The sequence below is a fragment of the Flagellimonas oceani genome, assembly GCF_011068285.1.
GTDB classification, from domain to species: Bacteria; Bacteroidota; Bacteroidia; order Flavobacteriales; family Flavobacteriaceae; genus Flagellimonas; species Flagellimonas oceani.
This window is the reverse complement of sequence record NZ_CP049616.1, coordinates 2950561-2963246: the sequence shown is the minus strand read 5'-3', so window position 1 is coordinate 2963246 and position 12686 is coordinate 2950561. Positions and strand designations below refer to the sequence as shown.

Here is a 12686-nt window from a genome sequence, read left to right as displayed (position 1 = left end):
CAATTTTTAAAAGGTTGCTTTTACACTAAGTCCATATCTTCTGGAACTTGGACCGTTCAAAAAGTCGAAACCTTGTGAGTTACCAACACCTGCACCCTGAATGTTAGGATCAAAGTTTGCACCGTCAGGTGTGTTGTAGGCATCATACCAAAGGTTGAAACCTTGCGCGGTAATGGTCAGGGATCCAAAAGGAGTCTTATCCAAGAACTTGCTTGGGAAGGTGTATCCAAGGGAAAGTTCCTGTAAACGTATCACAGATGCGTCATAAACTTTCAATTCGGTCGGGCCGAAAAGAATATTGTTAAAGTAATAAGTAGAGTTGTTGATCTGCTTGTTGTTTACTTCACCAGTGCTTTGCGATACACCAGGTAGGATGTATGTGTCCTCTCTGTCCAAGGTTTCGGTGATAAGACCTCTACCTAACAATGTTCCAATGGTGTTGGATACAATATCACCTCCTTTAATGTGATTGATTTGAAACCCTAGATTCCAGTTTTTGTAGGAGAAAGAGTTGATAAAGTTCATAATGTAATCAGGGTTTGGATTACCAATAATTGGCACATTTCCATTTATGTCCTGTTCTGTGGTCACGTAGTCGCCACCATCATCAACCAAAAAGTTGCCATCGGCATCTCTTGCTATTGCATCACCAACAATGACACCCAATTGTTCTCCTTTGATAGCTGCGTTACCACCTACGGATAAAGTAGAGCTACCTGCATAGATGATAATATCTTGCTCTTGTTCGGTTACAATGAACTTGTTTTTTGTGAAGTTAACTCTGGAATTCCAGTTGAACCCATCACGGTTTTCACTTGTAAACCAATCTATGCCCAAATCAACTTCAATACCGTCTCCTTCAATTTTACCAACATTACTTTGTGTAAATGTAAAACCAGTGGATGGAGATAAAGGTTCTTGTACGATCAAGTCTTTTGTAGTTCTGTCAAAATAGGTAAAGTCCAAGGATACTTTATTTTTAAAGAATCTGGACTCAAAACCTACTTCAAATTCTGATAATAACTCAGGTTTTAAATCAGGGTTTGCTTTGAACCCGGCAACTTGGTTGGTGGTAACACCACCATCGTCTCCATATACCTGTGTATTTTGCTCAACAACACTAACTGTTGGATAACCAGTTGGGAAGGTTGCAGATTGTCCAATACCAGCTCTTAATTTAAGGAAGTTCAATCCGTTTTCTGACCTTAAGCTGGAAAAAGCAGCGGTAGGAAGGAAGGATATACTTGCACTTGGGTAAGTTTGACTATTGTTCTCTGTAATAAGGTTGGAAACCCAATCCGTTCTTGTTGAAGCGGTCAAGAACAACATATTATCATAATCGAAAGTCGCTTGGCCCAATATACCAGCAATGTTTCTTCTCTGGGAGAATTGGATAGGCGACTGGTTGGCATAATTGTAGTGTCTTTGAATATCAAAAACAATTTGTCCTGTACTTGCAACACCCGATTGGTCAAATGTTGTGGAACGGGTAGTAGCACCAACGTTGAACGACATTCCAAGTTTTTCGGATAGGTCGTAGTTACCGTTCAAGGCCAAATAATGGTCCCAAATAGTATTGTTGTTGTCGTATGTGTTTAAGAAACCGAAAATAGCATTGGTGAAAGTTACCCCACCTTTGTTAGAATATTGTTCGTTTCTTTCATTATAAAAATCCAGACCCGCTCTATAAACAAGGTTGAGGTTTTCGTTTACATCATATTGAAGTGAAGCATTCCAAAACACACGGGTTGTTAGCTGAGAAAATTTGGCATTGGCAGCTGTCCACCTTGGGTTAAGGATATCGTTTCCATTTCTATAATAAACACTTGATCCGTCAATAGGGTTTTGAAAAGGAAGTCCCATAAGATCCACACTCCTAGGTGTAAAGTAAACTGCACCAAACAAGGAGAAACCTGTTGAACCATTACCTTCACTGGCCGCAATTGGAGGTGAGTTGTAATCTGTCCTGGAATAGTTCATAGCGCCGGATACTGTAAACTTGTTGGATAGTTTCGATTTACCACCGATGGAGATGTTTGCTCTTGTTAAACCGTTTCCAGGAATAAAACTTTGATCGTCTAAATATCCAAAGTTGGCATTGTATGTAGTGTTGCCATCTTCGGATGCTCCATTTATGTTTATAGATGTTGAGCTTACGTGACCAGGCTTGAAAAAGTCTTCAACGGAATCATAAGGTTTCCAATCGTACCTAGCGTTTTGCAATTCTGGAAAAGCATTTCTAATAGCGGCAATTGAAGTGGTACTGTATGGGTGGGCAAGTGTTCCGTTTTCATCTATAGCGGGTTGTCTTCCCCAACCGGACAAACCTTCTTTTTCGAAACTTGGTCCCCAGTTACTATAAAACCATCCAAATGCTTGATCAAATCCATTACCATATTCATCCTGATAGTCTGGCAACGAGGCAAATTCATTGACAAAATAAGATTGGTTTACGGTTATTTCGGTTTTCTTGGCGCCGCCTGCGGCAGAGCCTGCTTTTGTGGTGATTAAGATTACACCGTTCTTACCTTGCGAACCATATAGTGTTGCAGCTGCAAGACCTTTCAAAACCTCTATTTTGGCAATGTTGTTCGGATCTAGATCCAAAAATCTAGAAGAACCGGTGTTACCTGTTAGAAAGTTTGAACCATTACCGTTCAAGTCTTGGGCGTTAGTGTCACTACTAAAAGGTACACCATCCACGACAAATAGCGCCTGGTTGCTTCCACTAAAGGAACTCAAACCCCTTACAATCACGTTGGTTGCGGAACCGGACATACCGCCAGCGGCAGTAATCTGTACCCCGGAAGCTTTACCTGAAAGCACCCTGGCAACATCACCTTCAGATCTGGATTCCAAATCCTCCTCTTCAACCGAGGATACGGCAAACCCAAGTGCCTTTTTCTCTCTTTTGATACCTTGAGCGGTTACAACTACCTCCTCAAGGGCTTGGGTGTCTTCCACCATTTGAACATTGATTACGCTACTTGCGCCCACAACTTTGGTCGAGGGACGCTGGCCTATGTAGGTGAACAATAAAGTTTGTCCTTCACTAGCAGTGATTGCGTAATTTCCATCAAAATCTGATTGGGTACCTGTGGTGGTCCCTTCAACGACAATGTTGACTCCGGGCAGCGGGAGGCCTGCGGCATCCGTGACTGTACCCGTAATCGTCTTGTCCTGCGCATAGGATATATGCACAACAAACGCCAATAATAGCGTTAACAATCCATTAAGTTTTGTTCTCATTGTTAAATTATTTGAATTAGCTAATCGCTAAAATCATAATTTCATGTTAATAATCCAAACTAATTTTATAAAATCTTTAAGACTGGTCGTTTAAATGAAGTAACGGCAAAAACATCAATTTTGATTGATAACTACATAATTTAAAGGGGGTCTAATTATTCTTACTGCAATATTTGAAATATACCCCCATAAATTGATAGGGTTTTTGTGCAATAAGAATATTTTGATGTGTAGTGTTGTCTCAAAGAATAGGATTGGGAAAAATTGTTAGGATAATGTTAAGGAGCGGTTTCTTGTCTATGGGGGTCCTATACCTTAATTATATAGTGATTGTTTGAGTGCTGGATTTTTGTCTTTCAAGGGTTGTTTGTGATTGGTACGGTTGGTTGTTTTTAAGACAGGTTTTATCTTTTTTTGCATTCTGCTTAAAATTAATTGCTTGGGATTTGAATTATTGGGAATTATCATTACATTTGCAGCCCTCAAAATGAGGGTTATTTAGTTTTTAAAAGGAATTTAATGCCAACAATTTCACAATTAGTACGAAAAGGAAGGGCCACGATTACCAAGAAGAGTAAATCGGCTGCTTTGGATTCGTGTCCTCAAAGAAGAGGGGTTTGTACGCGTGTTTATACCACTACACCAAAAAAACCAAACTCTGCAATGCGTAAAGTAGCAAGGGTAAGGTTGACCAATGGTAAAGAAGTGAACGCTTATATCCCCGGTGAAGGACACAACCTCCAAGAGCACTCGATAGTATTGGTAAGGGGCGGAAGAGTAAAGGATTTGCCTGGTGTGCGATATCATATCGTTCGCGGTGCATTGGATACCGCAGGTGTTGCGGGAAGAACGCAACGACGATCTAAGTATGGTGCAAAGCGTCCTAAAAATTAATCATTTTTAAGAAGAAGCGATGAGAAAAAAGCAGGCAAAAAAGAGACCTTTATTACCGGATCCAAAATTTAACGATCAGCTTGTTACACGTTTTGTGAACATGATGATGTGGGACGGTAAGAAGTCAATTGCATTCAAGATATTTTATGATGCGATTGAAATCGTTGATGAAAAAAATACTGACGAAGAAAAAACAGGATTGGAGCTTTGGAAAGATGCACTTTCCAATGTTATGCCGCACGTTGAAGTTAGAAGTAGAAGAGTGGGTGGTGCAACATTTCAAATCCCTATGCAGATTCGTCCAGATAGAAAAATATCCACTGCCATGAAATGGTTGATCAGCTTTTCAAGAAAGCGTAACGAGAAATCCATGGCGCAAAAGTTGGCGGCCGAGATTTTAGCGGCAGCTAAAGAAGAAGGTGCGGCAGTGAAGAAAAGAGTAGATACACACAAAATGGCCGAGGCCAACAAAGCGTTCTCACACTTTAGATTCTAAACAATACAATGGGAAGAGATTTAAAATATACAAGGAATATAGGTATTGCAGCTCACATTGATGCTGGAAAGACAACTACTACAGAACGTATTCTTTTCTACACGGGTGTGAGCCACAAAATTGGGGAGGTGCACGATGGTGCAGCTACCATGGACTGGATGGAGCAAGAGCAAGAGCGTGGTATTACCATTACCTCTGCTGCTACAACATGTACTTGGAAGTTCCCAATGGAGAATGCCAAGGACTTGCCAGATACAAAAGATTACCATTTTAATATTATCGATACTCCCGGACACGTTGATTTTACGGTTGAAGTAAACCGTTCGCTTCGTGTATTGGATGGATTGGTTTTCTTGTTCAGTGCCGTTGACGGTGTTGAGCCTCAATCCGAAACCAACTGGAGATTGGCCGATAACTATAAGGTGCCAAGAATCGGGTTCGTAAACAAAATGGACCGTCAAGGTTCCAACTTCCTTGCGGTTTGTAAGCAAGTTCGCGAAATGTTGGGGTCGAATGCCGTGCCGATCGTTTTGCCGATTGGTGATGAGGCTGACTTTAAAGGAATCGTGGATTTGGCCAAGAACAGAGCTGTTGTATGGCACGAGGATAACTTCGGTTCTACCTTTGATGTGGTTGACATTCCTGAAGAAATGAAGGATGAGGTTAAGGAGTATAGAGCTGCCTTGATTGAGGCTGTTGCTGAATATGATGAGGAGTTGATGGAGAAATTCTTCGAGGATGAAGATTCCATCACAGAAGATGAAGTGCATGCCGCTTTGCGTGCAGCAGTTATGGATAGGGCCATTATTCCAATGATTTGTGGTTCTTCCTTTAAAAACAAAGGAGTTCAGTTTTTGTTGGATGCGGTTTGTCGCTACTTGCCATCACCGTTGGACAAAGATGATATCGTAGGGGTAAACCCGGATACTGAGAAGGAAGAAAGAAGAAAACCAGACCCAAAAGAGCCATTTGCTGCTCTGGCATTTAAGATCGCTACCGATCCTTTCGTAGGTCGTTTGGCATTCTTTAGAGCATATTCAGGTCGTTTGGATGCAGGTTCTTATGTGTTGAACAATCGTTCAGGTAATAAAGAGCGTATTTCCCGTATCTACCAAATGCACTCCAATAAACAAAACGCGATCGACTTTATCGAAGCAGGAGATATTGGTGCTGCGGTAGGTTTTAAAGATATCAAGACAGGGGACACCCTTTCCGATGAAAAACATCCAATTGTTTTGGAAAGTATGCAATTCCCTGAGCCTGTAATCGGTATCGCGGTTGAGCCTAAAACAAAGGCCGACGTTGATAAATTGGGTATGGCTTTGGCTAAATTGGCCGAGGAAGATCCAACGTTCCAGGTAAAAACAGATGAGGCATCTGGCCAGACCATTATTTCCGGTATGGGCGAGCTTCACTTGGATATTATTTGTGACCGTCTTAAGCGTGAATTTAAAGTTGACGTTACCCAAGGTCAGCCTCAGGTGGAGTACAAAGAAGCTATCACCGGAACGGCGGATCACAGGGAGACTTATAAGAAACAAACTGGTGGTCGTGGTAAATTTGCGGATATCGTATTTACTATGGAGCCTGCCGAGGAAGGTAAATCCGGACTTGAGTTTGTCAATGTTATAAAAGGTGGTAACATTCCTAAGGAATTTGTTCCGTCTGTTGAAAAAGGATTCAGAGAGGCTATGAAGAATGGTCCTTTGGCCGGTTTCGAAATGGATGCCATGAAAATTACCCTTAAAGATGGTTCTTTCCACCCTGTGGATTCCGACCAACTTTCTTTCGAATTGGCTGCAAAAATGGGTTACAAGGTTGCTGCCAAGAAAGCAAGGGCCATTATTATGGAGCCGATCATGAAGTTGGAGGTGTTGACTCCAGAGGAGAACATGGGTGACATTGTAGGTGACTTGAACCGTAGAAGAGGTCAAGTGAACAGCATGTCGGATAGAGCGGGCGCAAAAGTTGTTAAGGCCGAAGTGCCGCTATCGGAAATGTTCGGTTATGTAACCTCTTTGAGGACGTTGTCTTCAGGTAGGGCAACATCAACAATGGAATTTTCACATTATGCAGAGACTCCTTCCAATATTGCAGAGGAAGTGATCAAAGCAGCTAAAGGAGTAACCGCTTAATTTTTCAGCAAGATGAGTCAAAAAATTAGAATAAAATTGAAATCTTACGATCACAATTTGGTGGACAAATCTGCTGAAAAGATCGTGAAAACAGTAAAAACGACAGGTGCTGTGGTAACTGGACCAATTCCATTGCCAACACGCAAAAAGATATTCACAGTTTTGCGTTCGCCTCACGTGAACAAAAAGGCTAGAGAGCAGTTCCAATTAAGCTCGTACAAGAGGCTATTGGATATTTACAGCTCTTCATCAAAAACTATCGACGCCCTTATGAAGCTTGAGCTTCCAAGTGGTGTGGAAGTTGAGATCAAAGTCTGATAGAATTTCCGCCCAAGAGTGGAAACAACATGTCCCGAACGATGGTTCGGGAAAAACGGAGAAAGAAAAAAAATCTGGGTCAGAACAGAATATTTTCTTGACCCAATTTTTTTGCCAATTATTTGGCGCAAATAGAAAAGTAAACAATTAATAATTAATAATTATGTCTGGGTTAATAGGTAAGAAAATCGGTATGACCAGCATTTTCGACGAGAATGGAAAGAACATTCCATGTACCGTTTTGGAAGCTGGGCCATGCGTGGTTACCCAAGTCAGAACCGAAGAGGTGGACGGGTACAAAGCCCTTCAACTAGGTTTCGATGACAAGGCAGAAAAACGTGCTAACAAGGCCGAAACAGGTCACTACAAAAAAGCAGGTACTTCTCCTAAAAAGAAAGTCGTTGAATTCCAAGGATTTGAAGGTGATTACAAATTGGGAGACACTGTTGGTGTCGACCTTTTTCAAGAAGGAGAATTTGTTGATGTAGTTGGTACGTCAAAAGGTAAAGGATTCCAAGGTGTTGTAAAACGTCATGGTTTCGGTGGAGTTGGTCAAGCAACGCACGGTCAGCACAACAGATTGAGGGCTCCTGGTTCCATTGGTGCTGCATCTTATCCATCCAAAGTTGTGAAAGGTCTTCGTATGGCCGGTAGAATGGGTGGTGACAGAGTTACTGCACTTAACTTAAGAGTATTGAAAGTGGTTCCGGAGAAAAATCTTTTGGTTGTAAAAGGATGTGTGCCTGGCCATAAAAATGCATACGTAACTATTCAAAGGTGGCAATAATGAAGGTAGCAGTTTTAGATATCAATGGAAAAGAAACAGGAAGGAAAGTAGAGCTTTCTGACGATGTTTTCGGGATAGAGCCTAATGAGCATGCCATTTATTTGGATGTAAAACAATACTTGGCCCACCAAAGGCAAGGTACTCACAAGGCCAAAGAAAGAGCTGAGATAGCTGGTAGTACCAGAAAGATCAAGAAGCAAAAAGGTACTGGTACCGCAAGGGCCGGTAGTATCAAATCCCCTGTGTTTAGAGGTGGAGGTAGGATCTTTGGTCCAAGACCTAAGGACTACACCCAAAAGTTGAACAAGAACATGAAGCGTTTGGCCAGAAAATCTGCCCTGAGCTTGAAGTCCAAAGAGCAATCTTTGGTGGTTGTTGAAGACTTCAATTTTGAAGCTCCAAAAACCAAGGACTTTGTTAATTTCTTGTCTTCCTTGGGAATAGAAAAGAAAAAGTCCCTTATTGTGTTGGGTGATACAAATAATAACGTATATTTGTCGTCGCGTAATTTGGAACGCTCCGAAGTTGTAACAGGCTCAGGATTAAACACTTACAAAATTGTTAATGCAACAAGTTTGGTGTTGACCGAAAGCGCTTTGGAAGGAATTGAATCGAACCTAAAGAAATAAGAGTATCATGAGTGTGTTGATAAAACCGATAATTACGGAGAAGATGACCGCCGATAGCGAGCTTTTCAATCGCTACGGATTCTTTGTAAATCCAACTGCTAACAAGTTGGAGATCAAAGAAGCGGTAGAGGCTACTTATGGTGTATCTGTCGAAAAGGTAAGAACCATGAATTATGGTCCAACGCGTAAGAGTCGTTATACAAAAACCGGTATTCAGCATGGTAAAACAAATGCGATCAAAAAAGCAATTGTTGATGTAGCTGAAGGTGATATTATTGATTTTTACAGTAATCTATAAAGACGAGAAATGTCAGTTAGAAAATTAAAACCGATAACCCCTGGTCAGCGTTTTAGAGTAGTAAACGGATTTGACGCGATTACTACTGATAAGCCGGAGAAAAGCTTGCTTGCTCCGATCAAAAAGACGGGTGGTAGGAACAGTCAAGGAAAAATGACCATGCGCCACAAAGGTGGTGGTCATAAAAGAAGATATCGAATCATCGATTTCAAAAGGGATAAACAAGGTGTTGAAGCTACTGTAGTTTCAATCCAGTATGATCCGAACAGAACTGCATTTATCGCCTTGGTAGAGTATAAGGATGGTGAAAAAAGATATGTGGTTGCCCAAAATGGTTTGCAGGTAGGTCAGGCTATCCAGTCTGGTTCCGGTTCTGCTCCGGAAATTGGAAATGCACTGCCTTTAGGTGAAGTTCCATTGGGTACTATTGTTTCTTGTATCGAGTTGAGGCCCGGCCAAGGTGCAATTATGGCACGAAGCGCAGGTACATTTGCTCAATTAATGGCAAAGGACGGTAAGTTCGTAACCTTGAAATTGCCATCTGGGGAGACTAGAATGATTTTGGCCACTTGTTTGGCCACGATCGGTGCAGTTTCCAACTCTGACCACCAATTGCTTGTTTCCGGTAAAGCGGGTAGAAGCAGATGGTTGGGTAGAAGACCAAGAACTAGACCTGTAGCAATGAACCCTGTAGATCACCCAATGGGAGGTGGTGAAGGTAGAGCTTCAGGAGGTCATCCAAGATCTAGAAACGGTATTCCTGCAAAAGGATTCAGAACCCGTTCCAAGACCAAGGACACCAATAGATATATCATAGAACGTAGAAAGAAATAAAAGAAAAGTAAATGGCACGTTCGTTAAAAAAAGGACCATACGTTCATTTTAGTCTGGAGAAAAAAGTCCAGACCAATATAGAATCAGGTAAGAAAACAGTTATCAAAACGTGGTCTAGAGCCTCTATGATAACACCAGACTTTGTAGGACAGACTATCGCAGTGCATAACGGAAGACAATTTGTTCCCGTTTTTGTAACCGAGAATATGGTAGGTCACAAACTAGGGGAATTTTCACCTACAAGATCTTTTAGAGGTCATGCAGGGGCTAAAAACAAAGGTAAAAAGTAAGTAAGCTATGGGAGTTCGTAAGAGACAAATGGCCGAAAGGTTGAAAGAAGAGAAAAAGCAACTTGCTATTGCAAAGCTTAACAATTGCCCGACTTCTCCAAGAAAAATGCGCTTGGTCGCTGACTTGGTAAGAGGTAAGCAAATTGAGATGGCATTGGCTACCTTAAGATTTAACCCAAAAGAAGCATCCAGAAAGTTGGAAAAGCTGTTGCTGTCCGCAATCGCTAACTGGGAGGCTAAAAATGAGGGTGCTGATATCGAAGCTGCCAATCTTTACATCAAGGAAATCCGTGTGGACGGAGGAACTATGTTGAAGAGATTGAGACCGGCTCCACAAGGTAGGGCACACAGAATCAGAAAGCGTTCCAATCATGTAACCATGATCTTGGAGGCCAATAACAACGTTGAAAGCTAGAAATTAGAATATGGGACAGAAGACCAATCCAATAGGAAATCGCTTAGGAATTATCAGAGGATGGGAATCCAACTGGTACGGAGGAAATGATTACGGCGATAAACTGGCTGAAGACGATAAGATCAGAAAATATATCCATGCACGTTTGGCCAAGGCTAGCGTGTCCAGGGTAATTATTGAGAGAACCTTGAAATTGATCACCATTACCATTACCACATCAAGACCTGGTATCATCATCGGTAAAGGTGGGCAAGAGGTTGATAAACTTAAAGAAGAGCTTAAGAAAATCACCAACAAAGAGGTCCAGATCAATATTCATGAAATAAAGAGACCTGAGCTTGATGCCAACTTGGTTGCCGCAAGTGTTGCGAGACAGATCGAGAGCAGGATTTCATACAGGAGAGCCATTAAAATGGCCATTGCAGCTGCAATGCGTATGAATGCCGAAGGAATCAAGATTCAGATTTCCGGACGTTTGAACGGTGCCGAGATGGCTCGTTCAGAATCTTACAAAGAAGGAAGGATTCCATTGTCCACTTTCCGTGCAGATGTTGACTATGCCTTGCACGAAGCTCACACTACCTATGGTAGATTGGGAGTAAAGGTGTGGATCATGAAAGGAGAGGTTTATGGAAAAAGAGAACTTTCCCCATTGGTAGGATTGAGCACTGGTCAAGGAAAAAGCGGTAAGGACAACAAGAAACCTCGCCGTAGAAAGTAATTAGATAAAGTAAGGTAAAATGTTACAGCCAAAAAGAACAAAATTTCGTAAGGCCCAGAAAGGGCGTATGAAGGGTATTTCCCAGAGAGGGCACCAACTTTCCAATGGAATGTTCGGTATCAAGTCCATGGATTCGCACTTCATTACTTCCCGTCAAATCGAGGCTGCACGTATCGCTGCGACAAGATACATGAAGAGACAAGGTCAATTGTGGATCAAAATATTCCCGGACAAGCCTATCACCAAAAAACCTCTAGAGGTTCGTATGGGTAAAGGTAAAGGTGCTCCAGAATATTGGGTAGCCGTGGTGAAGCCGGGTAGAATCATGTTCGAGATTGCTGGTGTACCAAAGGATATTGCCCAGGAAGCCTTAAGGCTTGCGGCACAAAAACTTCCGGTTAAGACCAAGTTTGTTGTAGCAAGGGATTATTCCGCCTAATTTTTAATTGAGAAGAAAGATGAGACAATCAGAAATAAAAGAACTTTCAATTGAAGAGCTAAAGGAGCGTTTGGCCGAGTTGAAGAAACAACATGCCGACCTTAAAATGGCACACGCTGTTACTCCTTTGGAAAATCCTTTACAGATCAGAAAGACGAGAAGGACGGTAGCAAGACTTGCGACTGAAATAACTAAAAGGGAATTACAATAATCGGTTCTGCCTTATGGAAAACAGAAATTTAAGAAAAGAAAGAATAGGCGTTGTTACCAGCAACAAAATGGAGAAATCGATAGTGGTTTCTGAGGTAAAAAGAATGAAGCACCCTATGTACGGGAAGTTCGTTCTTAAGACCAAGAAGTATGTTGCCCACGACGAGAAGAACGATTGCAACGAAGGTGATACCGTTAAAATAATGGAAACACGACCACTCAGCAAAACAAAATGCTGGAGGTTGGTAGAAATCCTAGAAAGAGCTAAATAATTATGGTACAGCAAGAATCAAGATTAAGGGTTGCGGACAATACCGGTGCAAAAGAAGTTTTGACCATCCGCGTACTAGGAGGAACTAAAAGAAGGTATGCTTCCTTGGGTGACAAAATCGTTGTTACCGTAAAAGAAGCTACTCCGAACGGTACTGTAAAGAAAGGTTCTGTTTCTACAGCAGTTGTTGTTAGAACCAAGAAAGAAGTGAGAAGACCCGATGGTTCTTACATCCGTTTCGACGACAACGCATGTGTGTTGTTGAACCCGACCGGGGAGATGAGAGGAACTCGTGTATTCGGTCCCGTGGCCAGAGAGTTGAGGGACAGACAATTCATGAAGATTGTTTCATTGGCGCCTGAAGTGCTATAAAAGAAATATCAGAAAGATGAAGTTGAAAATAAAAACAGGGGATACGGTAAAAGTCATTGCGGGAGACCACAAAGGCAACGAAGGCAAAGTACTTCAAGTAGACCGTGAAAAGAACAAGGCTATCGTAGAGGGCGTTAACGAAGTGTCCAAACACGAAAAGCCAAGTGCGAACAATCCTCAAGGAGGCATAACTAAAAAGGAAGCTCCAATACACATTTCCAATCTTTCCTTGATCGACCCAAAATCTGGCGAGGCAACTCGCATTGGGTACGAAGTAAGGGATGGAAAGAAAGTAAGGGTTTCTAAAAAATCCAATGAAGTAATTTAG

The 12686-nt window shown here is 41.8% G+C and carries 17 protein-coding genes; 16 read left to right on the top strand and 1 reads right to left on the bottom strand.

Translation table 11 applies throughout. The annotated features are described in order from the left end of the window. Positions 1-6 precede the first annotated feature (6 nt). Positions 7-3249 (bottom strand): SusC/RagA family TonB-linked outer membrane protein, encoded by a 3243-nt coding sequence (locus GVT53_RS13615; RefSeq protein ID WP_166249060.1) that lies wholly within the window; start codon positions 3247-3249, stop codon positions 7-9. A 519-nt stretch (positions 3250-3768) separates the two neighbouring features. On the opposite strand from GVT53_RS13615, the gene rpsL reads away from it, so the two are divergent. The 16 genes from rpsL to rplX all read left to right on the top strand — a co-directional run bounded on the left by rpsL (position 3769) and on the right by rplX (position 12686). Then, entirely contained in the window at positions 3769-4143 is a 375-nt protein-coding gene (rpsL, locus tag GVT53_RS13610) for a 30S ribosomal protein S12 (RefSeq protein WP_014032016.1), read from the top strand. Positions 4144-4162: 19 nt separating this feature from the next. After that, positions 4163-4639 (top strand): 30S ribosomal protein S7, encoded by a 477-nt coding sequence (gene rpsG / locus GVT53_RS13605; RefSeq protein ID WP_108246806.1) that lies wholly within the window; start codon positions 4163-4165, stop codon positions 4637-4639. Between the two features lie 8 nt (positions 4640-4647). After that, positions 4648-6774 carry an elongation factor G gene (fusA, locus tag GVT53_RS13600; RefSeq protein WP_166249059.1) on the top strand — a complete coding sequence of 709 codons (2127 nt, stop codon included), beginning with the start codon at positions 4648-4650 and terminating at the stop codon, positions 6772-6774. 12 nt (positions 6775-6786) lie between these two features. Continuing rightward, the gene (gene rpsJ / locus GVT53_RS13595) at positions 6787-7092 is read left to right on the top strand and encodes a 30S ribosomal protein S10 (protein WP_108246808.1); all 306 of its coding nucleotides are present in this window, start codon (positions 6787-6789) and stop codon (positions 7090-7092) included. A 163-nt stretch (positions 7093-7255) separates the two neighbouring features. Further along, on the top strand, positions 7256-7879 hold the full coding sequence (gene rplC, locus GVT53_RS13590) for a 50S ribosomal protein L3 (RefSeq protein WP_166249058.1): 624 nt from the start codon (positions 7256-7258) through the stop codon (positions 7877-7879). Continuing rightward, entirely contained in the window at positions 7879-8508 is a 630-nt protein-coding gene (gene rplD, locus GVT53_RS13585) for a 50S ribosomal protein L4 (protein WP_108246810.1), read from the top strand. The genes rplC and rplD overlap by 1 nt, the downstream gene beginning before the upstream one ends. A 7-nt stretch (positions 8509-8515) precedes the next feature. Next, on the top strand, positions 8516-8806 hold the full coding sequence (gene rplW / locus GVT53_RS13580; RefSeq protein WP_163626144.1) for a 50S ribosomal protein L23: 291 nt from the start codon (positions 8516-8518) through the stop codon (positions 8804-8806). Between the two features lie 9 nt (positions 8807-8815). Continuing rightward, a complete protein-coding gene (gene rplB, locus GVT53_RS13575; RefSeq protein ID WP_166249057.1) occupies positions 8816-9640 on the top strand; it encodes a 50S ribosomal protein L2 in 825 nt (274 codons plus the stop codon). Between the two features lie 11 nt (positions 9641-9651). Further along, positions 9652-9930, top strand: coding sequence for a 30S ribosomal protein S19 (gene rpsS / locus GVT53_RS13570; protein ID WP_108246813.1), 279 nt, complete (start codon positions 9652-9654; stop codon positions 9928-9930). 7 nt (positions 9931-9937) lie between these two features. Beyond that, the gene (rplV, locus tag GVT53_RS13565; RefSeq protein WP_166249056.1) at positions 9938-10345 is read left to right on the top strand and encodes a 50S ribosomal protein L22; all 408 of its coding nucleotides are present in this window, start codon (positions 9938-9940) and stop codon (positions 10343-10345) included. A gap of 10 nt (positions 10346-10355) precedes the next feature. Then, positions 10356-11066 carry a 30S ribosomal protein S3 gene (gene rpsC, locus GVT53_RS13560; RefSeq protein ID WP_108246815.1) on the top strand — a complete coding sequence of 237 codons (711 nt, stop codon included), beginning with the start codon at positions 10356-10358 and terminating at the stop codon, positions 11064-11066. A 19-nt stretch (positions 11067-11085) separates the two neighbouring features. Beyond that, complete coding sequence (gene rplP / locus GVT53_RS13555; RefSeq protein WP_108246816.1) at positions 11086-11505, top strand: 50S ribosomal protein L16; 420 nt, start codon at positions 11086-11088, stop codon at positions 11503-11505. 19 nt (positions 11506-11524) lie between these two features. Beyond that, the gene (rpmC, locus tag GVT53_RS13550; RefSeq protein ID WP_108246817.1) at positions 11525-11716 is read left to right on the top strand and encodes a 50S ribosomal protein L29; all 192 of its coding nucleotides are present in this window, start codon (positions 11525-11527) and stop codon (positions 11714-11716) included. A gap of 13 nt (positions 11717-11729) precedes the next feature. Beyond that, the gene (gene rpsQ / locus GVT53_RS13545) at positions 11730-11987 is read left to right on the top strand and encodes a 30S ribosomal protein S17 (RefSeq protein WP_100816200.1); all 258 of its coding nucleotides are present in this window, start codon (positions 11730-11732) and stop codon (positions 11985-11987) included. A 2-nt stretch (positions 11988-11989) separates the two neighbouring features. Next, a complete protein-coding gene (rplN, locus tag GVT53_RS13540) occupies positions 11990-12358 on the top strand; it encodes a 50S ribosomal protein L14 (RefSeq protein ID WP_014032002.1) in 369 nt (122 codons plus the stop codon). Between the two features lie 16 nt (positions 12359-12374). Continuing rightward, entirely contained in the window at positions 12375-12686 is a 312-nt protein-coding gene (gene rplX / locus GVT53_RS13535) for a 50S ribosomal protein L24 (protein ID WP_166249055.1), read from the top strand.